This window comes from Curtobacterium sp. MCBD17_008 (assembly GCF_003234475.1).
Taxonomy (GTDB): domain Bacteria; phylum Actinomycetota; class Actinomycetes; order Actinomycetales; family Microbacteriaceae; genus Curtobacterium.
Window position 1 is genome coordinate 17,011 of record NZ_QKTK01000019.1, and the last position, 21,613, is coordinate 38,623.

The window sequence follows — 21,613 nt, forward strand, 5'->3', positions numbered from 1 at the left end:
AGGGCCGTCCTTCCTGATGCGTGATCTCGACGGCGACGGCGACGGCGTCGACCTGGAGGCCCGGTACGGCCTGGCAGCGCTGCGTCGCCAGGCGACGCCCTCCGTCGCGGACGGGGCCGAAGGTGCCGAAATCGCGGATTGAGCTGCGAAAGGCGGACCAACCGACGTTGTACCGGATGCCGCGCGAGGCCGCGGCCGGTCTCGTCGCCGCGCGGATCGCCGATGTCTCGCCGACCTTTGTCGGCGACGGGTACCGCGTCAGCAATGTGCGGAAGGTTGGCGTCATCCGGATCGCCGGGCATGGCGTGTGGACTCGGCCGAAGACGCCGGTTCGGCGGCTCTTCTCTATGCTCGGCTACGCGCGAGCAGGAAGCGCGATCTGGGAGGACGAGGACTTCTGCTTCGCGGCCGACGAGGACTTCGTGCCGGCGCTGGCGCACGCATTCGAGCGGCAGGCCTCGAGGGCGCTCGCCGGTGGCGCGCTCCGCGGGTAGGTGAGGCGGACCGATGCGCTGCCGCTCGTGCGGGGCCGGTGGCGAATCGGTGATCAACTCACGCGGCGGGGCGGGCAGCCGCTGCCCGTCGAGGTGTCGTTTGACAACTACGGGGAGGACATCGCGGAGAACCGGATCGTGCTGACCGCGGCCGTGCGCTTGCTGCGGCTTCCGGGGGTGCCGGCGGACGTAGTCGGGCGACTGCGGCGGGTGGTGCGGATGCTCGACGAGGTGACGGTGATCCCGGTCAATGCGCCCGTGCCAGCGGTCCGGTCGGACCGTCGTAACGCCCGGTACTCCGCGGTGCTACCGCCGGCCTCGCTGGTACTGTCCGGCGCCTCAATTGAACAGCGCGCCGGGTCGCTCGTCGGTGCCGGGTTCCTCGTCGACATGTGGTCGGTGTTCGAGGACTTCGTAACCGTGGCGCTCCGGGAGGCGTTCCGGCCGCACGGGGGAGAGCTGGTGGCGCAGTACGTGTCGACGTTCCACGTCGAGGGCACGGTGAAGATCGCGCCGGACCTCGTGTGGCTCGTCGACGGAGGGTCCGGGCGTGCATCAACGTGAAGTACAAAGGTCGAGAAGCACGGACAGTACCCGAACGCTGACCTGTAGCAGATGGCGGCGCACTGCCGGAGGTCCGGGTCGGACGTCGGGCATCTGGTTTACGCGGCTGTTCAAGGACCGGAGGAGGGCTCACAGTTCCGCAACGGTCCGTCAGTCCGGCGGCACGCGCTGCGGGTCGACGCTGCCCCTCGTGTCCTGATCGAACAGATCGGTGACCTGGCCCAGCTAGTTGCGCGCCCGCTATGCATACCCGCGTAAACCCTTGGACCGCGATTACAGGGTCACGTTGACGTCGGCATCACCTGGCGGCGGCACCCCTCGGCTCGGCGCATCAGGCGCGCCGCTCGCCGACCCGATCGCTCGGCTGCTCGGCCCGTTCCAGCACCTGAAGACGTTCGGGTGCTGCTTGCCTCTCATTCGCCGTGGAAGCGTCCTTCGCCTGCTGAGGATCAAGCAGGCTTGACTTAGGACAGCCGCATCTGCCGGCGCCATTACCTTGGTCGTCGCCTCCGCAACCGCCTTGCTCTCCGGGGGCGTGACACAGTACTGGCCGTTCGACTGACTCGCCCGCGTGCTCTAAGCCAGCGACTGTCATCTGTTCGCTCCCTTCAAGCTGCGACGAGCATGACCCCCGGACGTTACACCAAGGAGAACGAGGCTCGGCGATTACGCCGTCGGCTGGGGCGCCAACGGCTGCATCGCTGCTCGCGACGCCACAGCCGTTGTTTCGCTGTTAGTTCCACCTCATACGTGAGTGCTGAACTGAGCGTCCGGCGGCGGGGCCGTCACGGCTCGGGCAGATCAACCGCGAGTGACGGTGGCATACCGGCGGATAATGACCTTCGATGAGGAGCAGATTATCGGCATTACGGTGCGCGCCAATACTCGCGAGTCTTTGAGTCGTCTTTTGTATGCGTTGTTTGCGTGAATTAGGCGCCCTACTCCATTGGCTTCACGCGCGCCTCGATAAACTCGACCTCTGCCGCATCGAGTTTGTACTTCGCGTACAGCTGGTGGTCGATATCGAGGATCGAACTGCTCCAATCGATGTCTGATGTCTCCGTGAAGTTCTGTAGCGGAACGTGCTTCCAAACCTTCGCTGGGTTGTGCTGCGTGATCTTCAAGATACCGAGCATGGCGCGGGCAAATTTGGTTTTCACGTAATTGAGGCAGGCTCGGGCGTGGGCATTCTCCTCAAATGCTCCGATCGTTATGAAAGTCTGGGTAACGGCGACCTCGGGCTCCGCCACAAGCGGATTTGAAAGCACTTCACCAAGAGCTCCGGAACCATTCGCTGCCGGCACAACGACCTTGAATCTATGAAAGCTCGCTGGCCCGGTAATGTACTCCTTGCGGATCCAGCGCGTGAGCCGGCGGTTCTTGACAAGACCAAGTACGCGAACATAATCGTTTCCGTTTTCGGGCTGTATTGCCCGATACAGGAATGAAAACTGCTCGAACGTGTTCGTGTTCACCAAAGCTGCGTTGCCATCCGGGCGGAGCGCTCGCGCCTGAGGGTGCTCCGCATACAATGCATCGGTGTAGCGGAAGGAGCGCGAACTTGTGATGGCAGGGGCGATCGACCTGTCGTCGGCCGCGTTCACCTTGTGGAGTATTTGGTTGAGCTCGGGGTAGCTGGTGAACGTGTCAATCGGCTCATCGTCGCGCTCTTCGTCCCAGTAGGTGACTGCGATTCCACCCTTGATGTCGGTCCCCGGAAAGAGGTCGTTGCTGTTGGGTACGTAGTGCGGAACGCTCAGGTGCCGGTCTGCGAGCATCTTCTCGTTCCACGCCTTCGGAGTGAAACCGGCGTTGAAAAGGAAGCGGGCCGGCGTGATGAGGACTGCTTTGCTGGCGACCTCGTAAGCCGCGTTCATGAACTGGTGGTAGACGGGCGTGTCACGAGTACCGTCTCCCTGCGCTTCCTCTTGGTAAGGAGGGTTGCCGATCACGACATCGAACTTTCTGCCCATGATCAATTGCCGTCCTTCAGCATGTCGTCGATTGCTTGGGCGCGCTGCGCGCTGGTCATTTTGGCGAGATTGCCGATTTTGAAGTGGCCGGAGTCCTTGAGCCACCGCTTGCGCTTGGCCACCCCGCCGGAGACCGCCTCGAGGGTGATCTCATGAAGAATTCTGTTGTGGCTCATTTCGAATAGTTGCGAGGTGAGGATGTGCCTGAGCCGCTCGTCTTGGTCCGGTATTCGGTCGGCGAGGCCACCATCGAGGCGACGCACGAGCTCCATTAGGAACAGCCCAGCGGTGGAGAACAGGTCGGCAAAGGTCCTCTCCGGATCCGCGAAGATACCGGGGTTCTCGGCCTCGAGGATGTCGACCATTCGCTTCACGACCAGTTGCGGAGTGAAGACGAGCGAGGTCTTCTGCTGCGGAATGTATGCAAAGATGCTTTGCGTCTGCGCGTCGTCGAAGTAGTCGGCGAGGGCTTCCTTCTTGTCGAGGAACTCCTGGATCGACTGGTCAAACACCGCCTGGTCGAAGAGCCCAGGAATGTTGAAAACGGTGCCGTCCTCCTCGGTCACATCCTGCCCGTCGCGCAGCAGACGGAACTCCGCCTCGCTAATGCCGGTGATCTCCTCGAAGACGTCGTCGGGGGTGTAGTCGTCGAAGTTCGACAGGTGGATGCCGCGGTCACCATAGGCCATGAGGAACATCGGAATCGTACGAGCGAAGCCACGCAGGTGCGAACGGGCATCGTCCATGATCTTGTCGGCGCGCCTTTGCTCCTTCTTTCTCTCCTCGCGCTCGACGACGGTCCGGGTGATTGCCTCGGTCGTCTCCATGAGGATCTTGGCGATGCTTTCCTGGAAAGCCTTCTCCTGCTCGGCCTTCTTCGCGACGAGCACGGCGGCGCCGACCTCGGTGGGAACCTCGGCCAGCTCGTCGGCGAGGTGCTTCGAGGCAATTTCGTACTCGACACGTACGCGTTGATACTTGCGCACGACCTCTGACTCGGTGGCCTTTTCATCGCGTTCAACCTGCTTGTCCGTCAAGCCATATTCAGCCTGGAGTTTGTCGCGAGTGTCGCGCGTCTTCCCGGTGACGAGCTTCGCGAGCTTCGCCGCTACTTCGACTATAGGAGCTTGCGGGTCGGTCGTCGGGACCTCTTCGACGCGCCACACGGGAGCGCCCAGCTCGGCGATCTTGGGATTGATGACGGTCTCGACGTCAACCTCGGCGTTGCCGTCGCGGTCGACGTGCGGCAGCGGTTCGGGAAGGTCGAGTTCTTTCTTTTTGAGCTTGCCCTGCTCGGCGGTCGGGAGTTTGTCGAGGATTTCCTTGACGTGCTCGGAATAGCGGAAGATTCCGGCGACGTTCGTGAACAGCAAGTTCGACAAAAAACCGCGGCGCACGACCTCTCGGGCCTTGAACACCTTGGGAAACGTGAGGATCTGCGAGGCGTCGAGCTCGGCCATCCGACCCTCGGCGTCCTCGCCTAGCACCGGGAAGAAGTTCAGCAGCGTGCGGATGTTTTGTTGCCGCACGGCCGGGTCGCTCGAGGAGTTCGTGTGGAGGTTGTTCGCGAACTCGTCGAAGATCGTGAGCGTGCGCTCGGGAGCGAAGTCGAAGATGTAGGCGTTCTTTTTTTGGAGGACCTTGTCGCCCCGCTCGAAGGTGCACGGGTTTTGCGCGCGGAAGGCAGCCTGCATATACAGCGCCGGCGAAGTTACGTTCGAGAGCATCACGACCGCCGTCCACTCGGGAACGGTCACACCCGTGGTGAGTTGACCGACCGAGAGCGTGATCGTCCGACCGCCGGTCTTTTCGGCCTCGGCGATGGCCTCCCGGACCGTCGTCAGGGATGCCCTCGTGGCCACCAAGTCGCTGTCATCGTCAGCGCCGCGCCCATCGCCGGCGGCCAGGACGACCTGATAGTCCCTGAACACTGGATGCTTATTCAGCAGACGCCGCAGCGCCTTCGCCGACGCCACGCGATCGAGCAGCCAGAACGAGTGCCGAATTTCGTCACGTAGCTCGGGCGTTGAGAACGGGTACTTTTCATTTGCAGACAGCCGGTCGAGGAACACTTGCACGTCGGCCTCGTGCTCAAAGAACCCGTTGTCCTTCGTGCGGAAAAACTCGCCCAGGTCGAAGGCGTAGTCGATGTTCGCCTCATCCTCGGCGATTGCCACGCCCTCAGCGAGACGGTCGCTAATCATTCGCGAGACCTGGTAGGTGAGCATGTTGAGCGTAGGCAGCGCCTCGTAGGGATTCTCCTGGTTTGGATCGTCCCACGTCGCGCGTGCGGTCTGCTCGTCCTCATAGGTCCAGTTGAAGATCTGGTCCTCGTCGAACCTTCCCGAGGCCAAAGCCTTGAACGGCGTGCCCGAGAGGTGCAGCGTCCACTTACGCCTGACCTGGTCGAAAGCAACGTCGGTCTTCGTTGTGTCGACACCTTCGTGAGCCTCATCGATAACGAGCAGGTCCCAATTGAACTGCGCAATGTGCTTGAGCTTGTCAAAGCTCCCGCCGAAGTACATCGAACCCTTCAGATCCTGCAGCGACAGAAATTCGACAATGCGGGGGTCGTCGTCGAGGTGCTCGCGCGCGTAGGAGCGCCATTGCTCCCTCGTCATCGTCGGGCGGCCGCTGAGCGAAGGGGACTCGGACACGAAGCGATAGGTTGTTTGGTGACCGACGAAGCGCAGGAAGTCGTCGAGCCATGCGTTCGCGACAGCCGGGCGATTTGTCACGATGAGCACCCGGCGCGCGTCGAGCTCACGCATTAGGTCGTACGTCGTGAGGGTCTTGCCGAAGCGCGGTTTGGCGTTCCACAGCACCTCGGCCTTCCCGGCGCCGAACGCCTCAAGCGCCTTAGCGACAGCGTCTTTCTGCTCGGGACGGAGCTCGTAGTCTTGGGCCACGACGCCCGAAAGATCCATCTCGAAGTTGCCCGAAGCGAAGTCGAGGAAGTAGTCGCGCGAGCTCCTCGGAGCATCGCTGAAACGGTGCCACTCGGTGCGCTTCGGTCGGCCTTCGGTCGCCGGGACGCCGTCGCGCTCGATGCCTTGCTGCTTGAGGAACGCGTGGAAGTCGTGGTCGGTGAACCTCCCCGCGTCGGGCGTCATGTAGGTCGCTTTGAATACCCACTCGATCTTCTTGCTGATCGACAGTTGCGAGGCCTGCTGTGCGATACGCGCCTGTGCGCCGCCCTCTTGCTCCGTGTAGCCGATTTTTTCCCAGCCGTCGTATTTGGGAAGGTCAGTCGTGCTCCACGAGTAAATCTGCGGCGTGATCTCCCGGAACGTACTAATCGTCGGGTTAGGCATGTGATCTCGCTTTCTTATGAACGTGGCGGACCGGGCACGGTTCGTAGGAGGTATAAACCCGAAAGTCGAAAGTACCGTCCTCGCGCAGCGAATTGAAAGTAAACGGCTCTCTCTTCACCATCGTGGGGTCGTCCGCCTGGCGGGTCCACCATGAGAACTCGATTTCGTCGCCGTTCGGCGTACGACCGGTCAGCGTGTTGCCACGCAGGATGTTCGTTTCGACGAGGAAGGCGGCAGCGCGGTAGAGGTCAGTGCGCGGCGAACAGGGAGTGCCGCTCGAGGCGTGGAACATTACAAACTCGCCCAACAGCGCGGCCTGGGCGTCCCGGTGGTTGTCTCCGAGTAGCTCGATCGCGTAGATCGACGCGAGCGCGAACAGCGATTCCCTCTGCCAGGCTGACGCGTCCGAATAATTTCCGATCGCGGCGAGCTTGCGCTGGAGGATTGCGACGATGAAGTTACCGTCGCCGGCTGCTGGCTCGAGGAAGGTGCTGTCGACGAAGGCCTGGCCGCCCTCGAGATCGCCGCTGACGAGATCGAGCATTCGGTCGACCATCGAGCGTGGTGTGAACACTTCGCCGTACCTCTTGACGCGGTGCCGCGACTTGACGACGAGGCGATCAACGTAGGGCTTGCTCATGGCGATCTTCCATCGGTAGGAAACGACCGACGAGGGAGTGTCGTCGTTCGACGACAGAATATCGCGCGTAGGTGCCGTGGTCGTGCCGAAGCGGCTGTCGGTGCTGCGCCGCTCGTACACCGAAGTCGCCACCGGCGGAGCAGTCACGAGTGCGGTCGGGGGCATGAAACCTTCTCTTCAGGTGTCGGGAGTCGTGCTTGCATGCGCAAGATGATGGAGAACGTCGCTATCTTGATCATGGATCTAGGTGAGCTGCCGGGACGGTGCTGCTCAGGCGCGGGAGATGTTGCGCAGCGATGGGAATGACCCGCCTGAAACTCGGCTGAATCGGTACACGTTAGCGTCTCGAACGGCCGTCCGACCTAGACGTCGGGTGCGACGTGGACGAGACCGACCTCGATGATGCGGTGCCCGTGGACCGGAGACAACCTGGTCGTGCGGAAGTCGGTGGCTGCGTACCCGTCGTGCATTGCGTTCCCCGTCCCGCCAGGTGCTCGCGTTCCCCAAGCGCTCCGCCTTCCATTCTCGTAACGTGACGGGCGCAGCTCGACCACCAGTTCGGGGGGGGGGTAACCATCGGAAGCTACCTGATCCGCTCGACCTCCTCGATGAGGCGCCGACTGCCGCTACAGCAGGAACGTCGGCTCGGCGCCAGATCACAGGCGGATGTGAATGTTCTTCTGCGGGCCGCTCGACTCATCCTCGCGCCGCAGGATCTCCCCGACCGGAAACCAACGTGCGAGCGGACCCTTTCCAAGCGCGTGGGCGTTGACCCAGAGAACTTCGGGCGGGAGGCATAGGCGCACGCCGACCTCGAGGCGCCCACCCGGCCGACTCCTGCTCGGTCGCGCGTACCCGAGGACGATGTCGGCAGCTTCGAGATTCTCCTGGTCGGGCAGGTAGGTCGCGAACTTCTTGAGTAGCACCGCTGAGGCATCTGTGTACGGCATGCGCCACCGTCCTCTCGCGCCGGGGACATGGACGCGGGTGCAACCGATCTACCGGGCGAACGAGGTTCCGATCGCGAAGCGAACCCGACGAAGGCGGCGACGGAGACCCGCGCGAAAACAGCAGACCAGCCGGCGTTGCGGACGAGGTCCGGCAGCTACCAGCCAGACGTACATCAGGCACCCGATGCAGACGTCGAACGCGGCGTTGAGGAACGCGGCGACCAATGCGACGGCAGCGCCGACCGGTGCGGCGTACGGGACGCCGATCAGCGCGAGAACGAGCGCGCCCCCGGTCACCGCGAGCCCGACCCGCTGCGCGAACGTCGGGGCTCGGGAGCCTCGAGTTCTGTAGGCGGGCCGAGCCGCGGGCGCACCAGGCGACGGAACAGGGCGCCGTACGGGTGCAGCGCGATGCCCGCGAAGCCTCGCCGGGCGAAGAGCACGGCCATGACGGCGAGCAGCACGATGCCGATCGTCCGAGTGCTCTCGTTGAGGGTGAGGACGATGTCGAGCGCGAGCAGGACCGTCGTGATCGCGGCGCCGAATCGGGGCGAGCGCGGGTCGATCTCGCGGGACGGTGCGGGAGAGGTGGTCACGGGTGCTCCTCGGTGAGGACGGCGTCGAGCGCGGCGATGAGTTCGGGCTGGCGGGGTGGTCCGCCGAAGCGGGCGCGGACGGTGTGCGACCCGTCCACGAGGAGCACGGTCGGCGTCTGCATCACGTCGAAGCGGCGGGCGAGTTCCGGTCGTTCTGCGAGGTCGATCTCTATTTGTCGGACGCGGTCGGGACCCTGCGCTGTTGATCTCGATATGGCGACCGCGTCGAGCTGCCTCGCGGTGGCGGGGCAGCGTGCGCAGGTGGGCGTGGAGAACTGAAGGAGCGTGGCGGCGGTGCCGAAAACCTCCCGGCTGGCGAGGTCGGCCACCGTCGTCGCGTCCCTGGCCCGGGAAATGACCACGCGTGCTCGACCGGTCTGGCTGCGCAGCAGCAAGCCGAGGACGGTCGCGATGGCAAGGACGCCGGCGACGATCGCGAGGGAGCCGGCGAGGGTCATTTCTGGACCCTACGTCGCACTCGCGCTGAGAGCGAGGGCGTTGAGTCCCGGTACGACGGCGGTGTTGATTGACGCCGTTCACCTCGCGGGCGTCATGAACTGTTCGATACGAGCCCGTTACGTGATGTTGATACATCAATGACTGCTCTACACCAAGTTGGAGGAATGAAGAGCAACACGAAGAAGCGCGGTCTCCCATACCGTCTCGCCCTCACCCTGGCCGCCGGATCAGTGGCGGTGGGTGTGCCAGTGGCCGGGCCAGCAGGTCAAGCTCAAGCGGCCCCTGCCCCGGCCCCGGCGCTGGTCAGCTCAGCTGCGAGCGACGGGATCACGGTCGACCGGTGGTCCTACGTCTGGCAGCGCTGGGACGGCACCAACTACTCGTCGCAGGCGACCTGCCTCGCACGCGGACGCACCATCACGAAGCACTACCGTGACGTCAAAGCGATCTCGTGCCGGAAGCCCTGCGGTCGCTGGTGGCTCCACACCTACCGACAGCAGTGGGTGTGATCACGTGGGGGTGATGCGCGCCGAAGCGTTCTTCGTGCGCCGAGCCGGCGTCGCCGTGGCTGAGCCGACTGGTGGAGTGAACCAGTGGCAACCGTCCGCCGATCCGCAACGCTGGTGGGCAGAGATCGATCCTGACGTGACCTTCGTAGCTACCGAGCATCGCCGCTTGGTCGAGATCGAGGTACCGGGCACCTTCCCTGATCACGGGAGGATCGGGCGGCTGATCCGCGATGCCGGCCGAGCAGCGCCTCGTGATAACGCCGATCGCAGACGCTCGTCGGACGTCGACGGGCTGTTCGACTCCCTGGATCGAGTGCCCGAGTCCTGGCTCCCGTACGAAGTGCGAGTCAGCGAAGTACCGGGGTCAGGGCTCGACGCCTTCGTCGGGACGCTGCTTCCGGTTCCGACGTATGAGATCCGCGACGTCCTGGGAACGGGGTGGTGTGATGTGATCCGGGTCGAGCCCTGGCTCACGCCGAATTGACCAACATGATCGCGGTCACTCCGGGATGCCGAGCGACTCGCACTTCGCCCACTGCTCCGGACGGTGCTGCGCGAGCCACGCTGTGAACTCGGCGTAGCCGCGGTGGGTCGTGTAGATCCGGAACTGCTTCTTCTGCTGGTCGTTCCAGCCCGTGAGGCTGATGTAGACCGTGCCGTTCTGGCTTGACTGGCGCCCGAAGCGGAGCTTGTCCAGGTCCTTCACATCACGGCGACGCTTGCGACCCAGGCCGGGCCGGACGTCGTACCGCTCGTCGTAGACCGTGATGCGGCTGCGGTTGAGGATCAGGCCGATGGGCAGGGTCGGGATGCTGGCGCCGATGAGCATCGCGAACACCGTGCCGTCAGCGTCCGGCGCGATGCTCGACTGCAGGATCGCGCCGAGCAAACCGATCCCGAATGCTCCGAGTCCGAGCCACATGATCAGCGTCGAACTGATCCACGATCGCCGCACGATGAACCGTGGCTTCGCAGCGGCCTTCGTGACGGTTCCACCCCAGGTGTTGACGTTGCTCATCGTTCCCCCTCCGACGAACACGGTACCGGGCGGAGGTCGGCAGTGCTCCGCTCCACGATGGCGGCCACTGGTTGAGTGCGTGTTCGACGCGGTGGACGGTCACGACCGGGTCGTCGTGCTCCCTGGCGCGCGCGACCGGGCAGCCCCCAGCGGACAGGATCCGCTCCGTCGCGGACGTCACGCTGCCCGTTGGCGAAGAACCTGTGTCGCGACAGTGCTGCGATCGCTTGGTCAACCTGACACCGATGCGACCTCGACGTAACGCCGGGCTCGCCGCGAGCTCTGCAGGAGCAGCGGAGTCACCACCGCCGCCGCTACGACGAGCAGTGAGCAGAGAACGCGGCCGATCCAGACGGAGAACATCTCGTCGCGGATCAGCAGCGGCAATTGTGGCCCGATGATCCCGAGGTAGAGGAGCAGGAACTGTCCGAGCGCCAGCGGCTGGTAGACCGCTATGAACCGCGCTTGGTCGAACGCGCGCCAGCCGAGCTCGGAGCCCGCCGGTTCGATCGGGACGCCCGTCTTGATGGCTCGCCCGATCATCTGCCGCTCGGGACGAGGGAGGCCCTGCATCGGCGCCTGCATCTTCATCGCGATGCGGAAGCTCGTCGCCATGACGGAGAAGGCGCCGGCGATGCCGCCCAGCGAGAACGCGAAACCTGTCGTCGTGAACACCGTGGTCACTAGTGACTCGCCGTGGCTCACCAGCCATCCGAAGACCCCGCCCACGATCAGACCGACGGCGACGATGACGGCTGTCCGACGCCATGTCCGGCGCGCGACTCCCTGGTACTCGTCCATTGCTCCAACACTAGGAGGACAGGCGTCGATCGGCGCGTGCTCGAGCCTCGGTTCCGATGATGCCCGCTGCGCATGCCCGCTCGTGAGGGCGCTCCTGGTGCGCGGCAGCGACTCAACGCTGCCCGGCGACTCTCCGCACGCTGAGGGCCACCGCCGCGAGGACGACCACCAGCGGGAACACCCAGTACTCCGGCTCGCTGCTCGTGGTCACCACGCCCGCCCAGGCGGCGGGGTGCCCCGGAGCCTCCCGGCCGAACAGTGCCGCGAGGAACAGGTACACCACGCCCGGGACGGACTGGTGCCGTGCGTCGAGCCACTCCCGAGCCACAAGTGCGAGGCCGAGGAACGTGCCGGTGTTGCGGACCGTCGCCAGCGCTGCAGAGCTCTCGGCACCAGCCGCCAGTGCGATGCCCGACACCGCGACGACGAGCACGAGGACGAGCGCGATGGCACCGAGTTCCAGCAGGTCCGTCCGCCGCACTGCCGCCCGCGCAAACGCTCGATCGAGACACGTCGTCGTGATGATCGCGAGGACCAACGGCAGGACCGCGGCGACGGGGATCGAGGCGAACGGCGTGGTGCCGCCCAACGCGGGGAACAGCAGCGAGAGCGACCCCGACCCGATCGACAGCAGGGTGAGCACGACCGCGGAGACGACCACGAGCGGCAGCCGGTGGACGCGCAGCCACCACCTCATGCTGACGGCACCGGGAGCGGACGAGCCGAACAGGCGGTCAATCGGTCCGTCGTCTGCGTGATCCAGCGCACCTGCTCCTCCAGGGGAGCGCGTTCAAGGGCGGCGAGCGTTCTCGGGTTCTGCATCTCGACGGCGGGTTCGACATCTCGCGGTTCGACGATCCCAACGGAGGCGACGTCGATCAGCCATCGGTCGACGACCGCGGCCTCCTCGAGCCGCTGGTCGTAGTCCCGCTCGGATCCGCAGTAGCTGGCGACGGTGTCGGGCAGCAGCGCAGTCGTGATGCTGTGCACGAGATCGGCCTCGGACATGTCGACCTGCACGACCATGTTCAGCGTCGTGGAGGTCGACGGCTCGTTGCTCGTCCGGATCGTCGCGGGGAGTGACACTCCGGCCGCTTCGAGGTTGCGCGCCGCCGAACGGATCACCCGTTCCGGGTCCGCACGCAGCAGCTGCTCCGGGAACAGGCAGATCGTGGGCCGTGTCCCCGAGCAGGTGGCTTCAGCCCGTGGCCGTTCGACGATCGGACTGGCTCCGAGTCCCGCCCCCGCCAGCAAGGACAGCACCGTGGTCGTGGCCATGAGCGCGCTCCCGACCAGGAGCCCGTGCCGGCGAATGACACTGCCGGTGGCGCGGTCGCTCACGGCGACGACGAGCAGTGCAGCACCACCGAGCACGCTGTAGAACAGCGCGATCGTGGGTGCGCGGCCGTCGAGCGCGGTCTCGACCGAGCAGCAGTCCGACATCGTGAGCCCGGCCAGGTACCGGAGCGGGAAGGAGTCGACGGCCCAGGTGAAGCCCAACCAGCAGTACGAGACCAGGAGTGCGGCCGGCAGGCCGGCGACCGGCGGAAGCCAGCGGCCGCACACGAAACCGAGGCAGTTGTGGAAGAAGATGATGCCGACGTACGCGAGCAGGACGACGGGGGACGGGCCTCCCGGCGAGTCCCAGGAGTGCGCGCTCGCGATCGCGACGCCGAACAGTTGCAGGAGGAGGCCGGCAGCCATCGGCGACCAGAGCAACTGCACGAGGACCGCGGACACCAGCCGCCCACTGGTCCTGACGCCGATCAGCAGTGATCGGTAGCGCCTTCCCTCCCATGCGCCGGCGACCGCCGCGACCGCGCACGAGAAGATGAGGTAGATCGCAGCGGCTGCCGTCGCGGCCGGCCAGTATCCGACGACCGTCGTCTCGGACCCGAACTGCGCGGTGTAGCCGACCACTCCGGCCAGCCCTGGCAGGGTCACCCACACTGCGGCTCGGCTCCGCCAGGGGACGAGCGGGCGCATCAATCCTCCCCGTCCGCGAACTGCGTGTAGGCGGCGACGACCGCAGCCGCCGGATCCCGGCCGTCGAAGGGGCGCGTGAAGTCAGCGACCGTGCCGGTGAACGGCACCCGCCCGTCGACCAGGACCGTCACGTGTTCGATGGTCGCCACGACGTCGTCGGTCTGGTGGGTCGAGATCAGGACCGAGACGTGATCCGGGAGGCCCTGCACGACCTGGGCGAACCGGTTGCGTTGAGCGGGATCCAGCCCCGCGGTCGGCTCGTCGAGCAGGAGCCAGGACGCTCCGGAGACGAGCGCGCTCGCGACGCCGAGGCGTCGCATTTGCCCGCCGGACAGGGTCGAGGCTCGCTGATCGGCTCGCGTCCCGAGATCGACGGCTGACAGTGCTCCTTCGGCACGGTCCCATGCGTCCGCCCGGGTGAGGCCCTTCAGCCAGCCGCTGTAGGCGACGTGCTCGCGGACGCTCAAGCCCGGCATCGCGACACTCTGCTGGGGGAGCCAACTGATTGTCTGTCGGAAGCGGCGGCGGTTGCCCTTCGTCGACGCCGAGCCCACCGGGCCGACGGTGATGGTGCCGCTGCGTGGTCGCAGAGCGTCGGCGATCAGTGCGAGGAGGGTCGACTTCCCGGCGCCGTTCGGCCCGAGCAGGACCGACCTGCCGGTGGGGACATCGAGCGAGAGGTCGGTGAAGAGCGGTGGCCTGCGCGGGTGCGCGAAGGAGAGGTCGCGAAGGGTGATGGTCATGAACACTGATTCCTTGCATTGAAATGTCAGCGAACACTAGCATCGCGACCACTGGGGTCAGCCGATCCCGGACCACGACGGCTCCGGCTGAGCCGCCACTGAAGCAAGGAACACGATGAAGAGCACGATGAACCGCCGCGCGCTGGCGCTGGTGGCCGCCACGACCCTGGCCGGGACCGTCTTCGCCGCGACACCTGCCTTCGCGGAAGGGGCCTGGTCGTCGCGCCTCACCAATTCGGCGATCGGCAAGAGCTCGCGCAGCTGGCAGGACTCGCACAAGGACGCTGTGCGGACGACCACGACGTTCAGCAGCTGCCGTATCTCCGGGAACGCGACGGGGTTCGCCTCAGCGACTGTGACGCTCTACGACGAGCGCGGTCTGCTGCCGGATCAGAGCAAGGGCTCCAAGACCAACCGATGTGGCAAGAGCGACTGGGGCGTGATGACCCGGTCCGATCGCTACCACTGGACGATCTCGAAGCTCAACGGCACGTCGTACGCCCCTGCGCTGCGGCTCTCGGTGAACTCGCTCCGACAGACGTACTGAGCGCGTGCGCCCGGTCGCCGTCATGGTGACCGGGCTGCGCCATTGGCCCGTGCCGCTGACACCTGGCGGCATCGCGCGGAGAGGGACCGGCGCCCAGCGGATACAGCTTCCCTGAGTCAGAGAGCCCCTTATGATGCTCACCAAGGGGGAGATTCGTGGATGTTGACTGGATCGGCGCTCTGATCGGCGCTGTTGCGGGCGCCGTCTTGACGGCATCGGCTGCTTACGTCGTCTATCGATATGAGCGACGGCAAGTCGAGGAAGCCAGCATTCGCGAGTTGATGCTCAACCTCAGCGAACGCCGTGCTTTTCGAATCGAACACCCGGCGGTCGTGCCGGGCGCTGCGGACCTTCAGGACTTCCACCGGCTGAGCCGAAGCGTCATCTCGGCCAGGGAAAGCATCCGCATGACCCGAAGTGCGCTCGTGCGTCACGGCCAAGCGCAGCGCTCGCTCACCCGGATGATCCAAGAGTGCAATCTGTACCTCGAACGCAGTGATGCAGAGCCGGAGCGCTATTGGTTCTTGGCAGCGGATCTGCGAGACACTCTGCATGAGCTTCTGGCTGACACTGGGTTGAAGAGCGCGCAAAACGCTCCCCGACCTGGTGACGACGCCTTTCCCCGCTGACCCGGTCGGTGGCCGCCCCTAGAGTTCGAGGGCACCATCGACACGGACAACGGGAGCGCAGTGCAGATCACCGAGGACGGCCGAGCCCTGCTCAGCCCGAGCGACCTCACCACGTGGGCGACTTGCGAGTGGGCGTTCCTCCGCCGCCTCGACGTCAAGCTCGGCCGCGGCGAACCCCTGCCGGACGAGCACGACGACATGCTCGACCGGACGGCCCGCCTGGGGGACCAGCACGAGCTCGACTACCTCGAGATCCTGAAGCAGACCCACGACGTGGTGGAGTTCGACCGCCCGGCCCCGCCGCAGTACGCCGAAGCCGCCGAACGAGCGCGAACTGCGATGCTGGACGGCGCCGACGTCCTCTTCCAGCCGACGTTCCACGTCCCCGCGTCCGCAGACGGCACGGGCTTCATCGGCTTCGCCGACTTCATCATCCGCAACGACCGCGGCGAGTACGAGGTCTACGACACCAAGCTCGCCCGCCACGCCAAGATCAGCGCCCTGCTGCAGCTCGCCGCCTACGCCGAACAGATGCGGGCGAACGACATCCCGACCGGGCAGCAGGTGCACCTGGTCCTCGGCGACCGGACGACGACCACGCACGACCTGGCCGACATCGTGCCCGTGTACCGCACGCAGCGGGCCGAGCTGATCCGCGTGATCGACGAGCGACTCCACGCACAGGACGCCCTGCAGTGGGGCGACCCGCGCTACTCCAGCTGCGGCCGGTGCTCCGCCTGCCAGCAGGAGGTGCAGCGACACCGCGACCTGGTCCTCGTCGCCGGCATGCGCCTCGACCAGCGGACGAAGCTGATCCGGCAGGGCGTCCGGTCGATCGACGACCTGGCGGTCCGGACCGCGCCGGTGGCGACCATGTCGAAGACGACGCTGGACCGTCTGGTGCGGCAGGCGAGCCTCCAGATCGAGACGGAGCGCGCGGCCAACAGCAGCGACGCTGCCAGCCCGACCCGCGGGCCGGCCTTCGACGTCCTGGACGCACGGGCACTCGACGCGATCCCGGCACCCGATCCCGGCGACGTCTTCTTCGACTTCGAGGGCGATCCCCTCCACACCGAGGACGGCCTGCACTGGGGGCTCGACTACCTGTTCGGCCTCGTCGATGACCAGGCCGAGTTCCGCGCGTTCTGGGCGCACACCATTCGCGACGAGCGCCAGGCGCTGCTGGACTTCCTCGCGTTCATCGCCGAGCGCCGCGAGCGGTACCCGGACATGCACATCTACCACTACGCCGCGTACGAGCGGACGCACCTGCTGTCCCTCGCCGCCCGGCACGGGGTGGGGGAGGACGCGGTGGACGACCTCCTCCGCGCCGGCGTCCTGGTGGACCTGTACCCGATCGTGCGGAAGGCCCTGGTCGTGGGGAGCCGCAGCTACTCGATCAAGAAACTCGAGCCGCTGTACATGGGCGACGACCTCCGCCTGAGCGACGTGACGAACGCTGCCGACAGCATCACCGCCTACGTCGACGCGATCGAGGAACTCCGCACCGGCGACCCCGCCGAGGGGCAGCGACAACTCGACCAGGTCGCCGACTACAACGCCTACGACTGCCGGTCGACACTGCGCCTCCGCGACTGGCTGCTCGGCCTCCGCGCCGAACACGCGCCGGACGCCACGACCACGGTCGAGCTGGAGGGCCTCCCGCCCATCCCGGTCGAGCGCGAGCCGAACCCGGTGACCGTCGCGCTCACCGAGTACCTCGGCGACGTCGACGCCCTCGACCGCACGCCGGACCAGACCGCGCTGGCGCTCGCCGCAGCCGCGATCGACTACCACCGCCGCGAGGCGAAGACGTTCTGGCAGGACCACTTCGACCGGCTCCGCAACCCGGTCGACGAGTGGGCCGACACCCGGGACGTCCTGGTCGTCGAGCGCGCGTCCGTCGAGCGGGACTGGGCGACGCTGCCGCGCGCCCGCTCGCTGTCACGGGAGATCCGGTTGTCGGGGACCCTCGCGCCCGGCTCGCGGCTCCGGCCGGGAGGCTCACCCCACCTCGTCTACGACGACCCACTCCCGGCGTCCATCACCGCCCCGGGCCCCGGCTCGAAGGGCGCGACGGACCGCGCCTCGATCCTGGAGGTCTGGGACAACGGCGACGCCACCGAGGTGCTGCTCCTCGAACGCATGCCGGTCGGCGGGGGAGAACCGCACACCGACTTCCCGGTCGCGCTCGCGCCCTCGTCGCCGCCCCGGGCGAAGCCGCAGCCCGAGGCCATCGCCGAGTGGGGCGCCGAGGTGCTCGACGCCCTGCCCGAGATGCTGCCCGACCCGGCGCTCGACCTCCTCCGGAGGGTGCCCCCGCGCGGAACCCTCGAGCCGGTCGTCGGCGACGACACGGTGGGTTCCGTGGTGACGACCCTGCTCGGACTGGACCGGTCGTACCTGGCGATCCAGGGGCCTCCCGGCACGGGTAAGACGTACGTCGGGTCGAACGTCGTCGCGACGCTCGTCCGCGAGCACGGGTGGCGGGTCGGCGTGGTCGGGCAGTCGCACGCGACGAGCGAGAACTTCCTCGACGCCGTCATCGCCGCCGGCGTGCCGGCGGAGCGGGTCGTGAAGCAGCCGAAGAGCGGTGCCGACGCCGAGGAGATCGAGGCCGCACGGTGGACCCCCGTGAAGAACGGCGCTGCCATCGCGGCGTTCCTGCAGTCCTGCGCCGACACCGGTACCGGGGGAGTCGTCGGCGGGACGGCGTGGACGTTCGCCAACGATGCGACCATCGGCCGGCGTTCCCTGGACCTGCTCGTCGTCGACGAGGCCGGGCAGTTCTCGCTCGCGCCGACCATCGCCTCCGCGATCGCCGCCTCCCGGCTCCTCTTGCTCGGCGACCCGCAGCAGCTGCCCCAGGTCTCGCAGGGGTCACACCCCGAGCCGGTCGACGAGTCCGCGCTCGGGTGGCTGGCGGACGGCGAGCACGTGCTGCCGCCGGAGTTCGGGTACTTCCTCGCGAAGACCCGGCGGATGGAGCCGGCGCTGACCGCGGCGGTGTCGGGGCTGTCCTACGACGGGCAGCTCGCGTCGATGGTGTCCGGGCGGCACCTGGACGGCATCGACGCCGGCGTCCACCCGGTGCCGGTCGTGCACGCGGGCGACACGACCTCGTCGCCGGAGGAAGCGGCGCAGGTCGTCGCCCTCGTCGCGGACGTCGTCGGCCGCACCTGGACGGACGAGCACGGCACGCGGGCGCTCACCGACGAGGACGTGATCGTCGTCGCGCCCTACAACGCGCAGGGGGCGGTGATCCGGGACGCGCTCGACCGGGCGGGCTTCCACGGGACGCAGGTGGGGACCGTCGACCTGTTCCAGGGCCGGGAGGCGGTGGTCTCGATCACCTCGCTGGCCGCGTCCTCCGCGGCGGACATCCCGCGCGGGCTCGACTTCCTGCTCATGCCGAACCGGCTCAACGTGGCGCTGTCACGGGCGAAGTGGGCGGCCTACCTCGTGCACTCGCCGGCGTTGACGACAGCGCTGCCGCCGTCGATCCCGGGGCTGGCGCTGTTGTCGCGGTTCATCGAGTTGGTGGCGCCGCGGGTCTGACCGACCGAGCGGTGGCTCGCCGAGGTTCGCCGGGCGCGCGGCGGGTCACACCGCTCCTGCACCGCCTGTCGCCGCAGCCTGCGCCGCCAGGACCGACTTGACCGCCGGCGCGACCCAGTCACCCTCGGTGATGCGCCGGACGACGGCCCGGTCCACCTTGCCGAACTGCTTGCGAAGCGTGCCGGTGGCGTCGAGCAGGCCGATGAGGGCGGCGGTGAACGGCGTCGGGAGCAGCCTCCCTTCCAGCACGTCCGCGATCCCCGCGCGGAGGGCTCTCTCCGGGCCGCCGTCCCGCTCCGGGTAGACCGTCGACCGGAAGACGCCCAGGGCCCGACGCTCTTCTCGGTCGAGGATGCCCCGCTCGGCCAGCCCGTCGAGGACGGCGATGCGGAGAGGGTTCTTGCCGAAGCGACCCACCCAGAACCCGGCCCGTCGGGTCTTCGGTGCGGCCACGATCTCGGTGAACGGCCCGTCGAGCAGCGGATCGCCGGTCAGCGGTGCCTTCCGGGCGATGACGTGCGGGTGCTCGTACGTGAGGAGCCCGCGGAGCGCGAGCTCGCCGACGACCGCACCGCCGAGCCCGACGGTGATGCCCTGCTCGGTCAGGCCGACCTTGCCGTCCGGGCGGACGAGCAGCAGGGCGAGCGCCTGCGGGAGGGTGAGTTGCTCAGCCATGTCCGCATGCTGCCACACGCGGTCGACGGAGGCCGGTTCAGCTGGAAGACGACATGGGACCCACCGCACCCGCGCCGATCGTCGTGGACGTGTGACGAGTCTGGACGACCGACTTCACCGCATCGGCGACCCAGTCGCCGGTCGTGAGTGCCTTCACGCGCTGGCGGTCCACAGCCCCGAACTGCCCGCGTAGCGAGTTCGTCGCGGAGAGCAGCCCGATGAGCGCGGCCGCGAAGGGCGACGGTGCGACACCGTCGTGCAGGACGTCGGACAGTTCGACACGGAGCAGCTTCGCCGGTCCGCCGTCCCGCTCAGGCCAGCGAACGGAGGGGAAGATGCCGAGCACCCTGTGCTCCTGCCGTGCCACGACACCGCGGCCGACGAGTCCGGTGAGGACGGCTCTCCCGACCGTAGCGTTCGCATACCGCGACACCCACGTCGCCGGCCGACGCGGCGAGGAAGAGGCGTCGATGCGCTCCTTCATCCCGTCGATCACGGGGTCCCCGACAGGAGCGGACTTCACCGGGATGACCTTCCGGCCGTCGAACTGCACGAGTCCGCGGAGCGCCAGGTCGCCGAGGACTGCACCTGCGACTCCGGGGTCGAACGTCTGCTCAGCGTCCGTGAGCTTGCCGTCCGGACGGAGGAGCAGCAGTGCGTACGCCTGGGGGAGCGTCAGGTGGGCGGACACGGTCAGTCCGCTTCGGTCTCGAGCGGAACGGTGCCGCTCATGCCCGCCCGGAGCCCGGCGAGCACGTCGGCCTGCAGGAAGTTCGCCGCCTGCGCGCTGGTCGGGTCGACGACGATCCCGAACTCCTCCGGCAGCGCGGTGACGAGTTCGGCCATCGGCATCGCGCGTGCTTCCAGGCCCGGGAGGCTCGTCCGCAACTCAGACGGGTCGGTGAAGACCGGGACGAACTGACGCTCGCGGATGACGACGTGCGCGACGCTGCCGTCGGCGTCCTCGCCGTCGGTCTTCCACGGCACCCACGCGGCGCTCGCGAGGAAGCCCTCGGCCGAGGCGCTCATGCGCCGTCGCAGCTCCCCGGCGTCGTTGGGTACCGCGTCCTCAGCACCCGGGCCGAAGCTGGACCCGGTCGTTCCGTTGGCGCTCATCGCGTTCCCTCCACCGTCGTGTCACCGGCCATGCTGCCACGCAGGGCGGGCGGAACGGGCGGGGCGCGCCTCCCGTCAGGAAGGCGCGCCCCGGTGACCCGGACCGTGTGGGTCAGTACTTGGCGGACTGCCCGCCGTCGATCGGGACGACCGCAGCGTTGATGTACGACGCGTCGTCGGAGAGCAGGAAGGCGACGACCGCGGCGATCTCGGGGGCCTCACCGTAGCGCTTGGTGGGGTTGACCTGGATGAACTCCTCGGCGGCCTTGCGCGGGTTCTCTGCGTCGATCTGCTTCATCGAGTTCTCCACCATCGGCGTCCAGATCGCGCCCGGGGCGATGGCGTTGATGCGGATGCCGTACTGGCCGTACTCGACGGCGGAGTTGCGGGTGAGGCCGACGACGCCGTGCTTGGCGGCCGCGTAGCCGGACTGGTTGCCGACGCCACGGATGCCACCGACGCTGGCGGTGTTGACGACCATGCCGGAGCCCTGCTCGCGCATCACGGCGAGGACCTTCTCGAGGCCGAGGAACACCCCGCGCAGGTTGATCGACACGACCTTGTCGAACTCGGCGGCGGTGAACGACTCGGTGGGGTTCTGCTTGCCCTCGATGCCGGCGTTGTTGAAGAAGCCGTCGATGCGGCCGAAGCGCTCGCGGGTGGCGGCGACGTACGCGTCGACCTGCGCCTCGTCAGCGACGTCGGCGATGGTGGTGAGGACCTCGGCGTCGGGTGCGGCTTCGAGGACGGCGGCCTTCGTCGCCTCGAGGCCCTGTTCAGAGACGTCGACGAGCGCGAGCTTCGCGCCCTCGGTGGCGAGACGGACAGCGGTGGCGCGGCCGAGGCCGGAGCCGCCGCCGGTGATGAGGACGACGCGGTCGGTGAAACGCGTGCTGGTGGAACTGGTGCTGGTCATGAGGGCCTCCTGCGGTCTTCGACGATGAAGGGCTCGGGGTCCGGAAGCGGTGCGCTGGGTCGCGGCACCGGGCGGCGAGTCCGGTCCGACGGGCGGCCGCCGGACACGACTTACGCTACAGGTGT

General features: G+C 67.1%; 22 protein-coding genes and 1 pseudogene. 8 read left to right on the plus strand and 15 right to left on the minus strand.

The features are described 5' to 3' along the window. Positions 1 to 16: 16 nt before the first annotated feature. The 3 genes from DEI95_RS17025 to DEI95_RS14715 are packed head-to-tail and all read left to right on the plus strand — an operon-like array spanning position 17 to position 1,058. A complete protein-coding gene (locus DEI95_RS17025; RefSeq protein WP_258367622.1) occupies positions 17 to 142 on the plus strand; it encodes a hypothetical protein in 126 nt (41 codons plus the stop codon). Continuing rightward, the gene (locus DEI95_RS14710) at positions 123 to 494 is read left to right on the plus strand and encodes a hypothetical protein (protein ID WP_146243686.1); all 372 of its coding nucleotides are present in this window, start codon (positions 123 to 125) and stop codon (positions 492 to 494) included. Before DEI95_RS17025 ends, DEI95_RS14710 begins: the two co-directional genes overlap by 20 nt. After that, positions 495 to 1,058 (plus strand): hypothetical protein, encoded by a 564-nt coding sequence (locus DEI95_RS14715; RefSeq protein WP_111060703.1) that lies wholly within the window; start codon positions 495 to 497, stop codon positions 1,056 to 1,058. A 938-nt stretch (positions 1,059 to 1,996) separates the two neighbouring features. On the opposite strand, the gene DEI95_RS14720 is transcribed toward DEI95_RS14715, so the two are convergent. The 6 genes and pseudogenes from DEI95_RS14720 to DEI95_RS14750 all read right to left on the minus strand — a co-directional run bounded on the left by DEI95_RS14720 (position 1,997) and on the right by DEI95_RS14750 (position 8,989). Continuing rightward, positions 1,997 to 3,031, minus strand: coding sequence for an Eco57I restriction-modification methylase domain-containing protein (locus DEI95_RS14720; protein WP_111060704.1), 1,035 nt, complete (start codon positions 3,029 to 3,031; stop codon positions 1,997 to 1,999). Positions 3,032 to 3,033: 2 nt separating this feature from the next. Continuing rightward, a complete protein-coding gene (locus DEI95_RS14725; RefSeq protein WP_111060705.1) occupies positions 3,034 to 6,345 on the minus strand; it encodes a DEAD/DEAH box helicase in 3,312 nt (1,103 codons plus the stop codon). Next, complete coding sequence (locus DEI95_RS14730) at positions 6,338 to 7,150, minus strand: hypothetical protein (protein ID WP_111060706.1); 813 nt, start codon at positions 7,148 to 7,150, stop codon at positions 6,338 to 6,340. The genes DEI95_RS14725 and DEI95_RS14730 overlap by 8 nt, the downstream gene beginning before the upstream one ends. Positions 7,151 to 7,641: 491 nt before the next feature. Continuing rightward, positions 7,642 to 7,935 carry a hypothetical protein gene (locus tag DEI95_RS14740; protein ID WP_111060707.1) on the minus strand — a complete coding sequence of 98 codons (294 nt, stop codon included), beginning with the start codon at positions 7,933 to 7,935 and terminating at the stop codon, positions 7,642 to 7,644. 48 nt (positions 7,936 to 7,983) lie between these two features. Further along, positions 7,984 to 8,531 (minus strand): annotated as a pseudogene (locus DEI95_RS17135) (DUF4395 domain-containing protein). Continuing rightward, the gene (locus DEI95_RS14750; RefSeq protein WP_111060708.1) at positions 8,528 to 8,989 is read right to left on the minus strand and encodes a co-chaperone YbbN; all 462 of its coding nucleotides are present in this window, start codon (positions 8,987 to 8,989) and stop codon (positions 8,528 to 8,530) included. The pseudogene DEI95_RS17135 and the gene DEI95_RS14750 overlap by 4 nt, the downstream one beginning before the upstream one ends. A 165-nt stretch (positions 8,990 to 9,154) precedes the next feature. Here DEI95_RS14750 and DEI95_RS14755 point away from each other — a divergent pair, with 165 nt between their 5' ends. Beyond that, on the plus strand, positions 9,155 to 9,499 hold the full coding sequence (locus DEI95_RS14755; RefSeq protein WP_146243687.1) for a hypothetical protein: 345 nt from the start codon (positions 9,155 to 9,157) through the stop codon (positions 9,497 to 9,499). Between the two features lie 13 nt (positions 9,500 to 9,512). Continuing rightward, positions 9,513 to 9,983: a hypothetical protein gene (locus DEI95_RS14760; protein WP_146243688.1), complete on the plus strand. Its 471-nt coding sequence runs from the start codon at positions 9,513 to 9,515 to the stop codon at positions 9,981 to 9,983. Positions 9,984 to 9,998: 15 nt separating this feature from the next. Here the strand turns inward: DEI95_RS14760 and DEI95_RS14765 are convergent, their stop codons facing one another. The 5 genes from DEI95_RS14765 to DEI95_RS14785 all read right to left on the minus strand — a co-directional run bounded on the left by DEI95_RS14765 (position 9,999) and on the right by DEI95_RS14785 (position 14,047). Further along, the gene (locus tag DEI95_RS14765) at positions 9,999 to 10,517 is read right to left on the minus strand and encodes a hypothetical protein (protein WP_110911765.1); all 519 of its coding nucleotides are present in this window, start codon (positions 10,515 to 10,517) and stop codon (positions 9,999 to 10,001) included. A 231-nt stretch (positions 10,518 to 10,748) separates the two neighbouring features. Beyond that, a complete protein-coding gene (locus DEI95_RS14770; protein WP_111060711.1) occupies positions 10,749 to 11,318 on the minus strand; it encodes a hypothetical protein in 570 nt (189 codons plus the stop codon). A 112-nt stretch (positions 11,319 to 11,430) separates the two neighbouring features. Further along, positions 11,431 to 12,015 carry a hypothetical protein gene (locus DEI95_RS14775; protein ID WP_111060712.1) on the minus strand — a complete coding sequence of 195 codons (585 nt, stop codon included), beginning with the start codon at positions 12,013 to 12,015 and terminating at the stop codon, positions 11,431 to 11,433. Next, positions 12,012 to 13,304 (minus strand): hypothetical protein, encoded by a 1,293-nt coding sequence (locus DEI95_RS14780; RefSeq protein WP_146243689.1) that lies wholly within the window; start codon positions 13,302 to 13,304, stop codon positions 12,012 to 12,014. Before DEI95_RS14780 ends, DEI95_RS14775 begins: the two co-directional genes overlap by 4 nt. Next, complete coding sequence (locus tag DEI95_RS14785; RefSeq protein WP_146243690.1) at positions 13,304 to 14,047, minus strand: ATP-binding cassette domain-containing protein; 744 nt, start codon at positions 14,045 to 14,047, stop codon at positions 13,304 to 13,306. The genes DEI95_RS14780 and DEI95_RS14785 overlap by 1 nt, the downstream gene beginning before the upstream one ends. 115 nt (positions 14,048 to 14,162) lie before the next feature. On the opposite strand from DEI95_RS14785, the gene DEI95_RS14790 reads away from it, so the two are divergent. The 3 genes from DEI95_RS14790 to DEI95_RS14800 all read left to right on the plus strand — a co-directional run bounded on the left by DEI95_RS14790 (position 14,163) and on the right by DEI95_RS14800 (position 18,781). Further along, complete coding sequence (locus tag DEI95_RS14790; RefSeq protein WP_110901756.1) at positions 14,163 to 14,594, plus strand: hypothetical protein; 432 nt, start codon at positions 14,163 to 14,165, stop codon at positions 14,592 to 14,594. A gap of 155 nt (positions 14,595 to 14,749) precedes the next feature. After that, positions 14,750 to 15,223, plus strand: a complete 474-nt coding sequence (locus DEI95_RS14795; protein ID WP_111060715.1) for a hypothetical protein — start codon at positions 14,750 to 14,752, stop codon at positions 15,221 to 15,223. Between the two features lie 60 nt (positions 15,224 to 15,283). Continuing rightward, positions 15,284 to 18,781, plus strand: a complete 3,498-nt coding sequence (locus tag DEI95_RS14800; protein WP_220036661.1) for a bifunctional RecB family nuclease/DEAD/DEAH box helicase — start codon at positions 15,284 to 15,286, stop codon at positions 18,779 to 18,781. A 45-nt stretch (positions 18,782 to 18,826) separates the two neighbouring features. On the opposite strand, the gene DEI95_RS14805 is transcribed toward DEI95_RS14800, so the two are convergent. From DEI95_RS14805 to DEI95_RS14820, 4 genes are all read right to left on the minus strand, one after another. Then, positions 18,827 to 19,456, minus strand: coding sequence for a GPP34 family phosphoprotein (locus DEI95_RS14805; RefSeq protein ID WP_111060716.1), 630 nt, complete (start codon positions 19,454 to 19,456; stop codon positions 18,827 to 18,829). 37 nt (positions 19,457 to 19,493) lie between these two features. After that, the gene (locus tag DEI95_RS14810) at positions 19,494 to 20,147 is read right to left on the minus strand and encodes a GPP34 family phosphoprotein (protein ID WP_181436370.1); all 654 of its coding nucleotides are present in this window, start codon (positions 20,145 to 20,147) and stop codon (positions 19,494 to 19,496) included. A gap of 2 nt (positions 20,148 to 20,149) precedes the next feature. Then, positions 20,150 to 20,572 (minus strand): SseB family protein, encoded by a 423-nt coding sequence (locus DEI95_RS14815; protein WP_111060718.1) that lies wholly within the window; start codon positions 20,570 to 20,572, stop codon positions 20,150 to 20,152. Positions 20,573 to 20,684: 112 nt separating this feature from the next. After that, complete coding sequence (locus tag DEI95_RS14820; protein ID WP_111060719.1) at positions 20,685 to 21,488, minus strand: glucose 1-dehydrogenase; 804 nt, start codon at positions 21,486 to 21,488, stop codon at positions 20,685 to 20,687. Positions 21,489 to 21,613 lie beyond the last annotated feature (125 nt).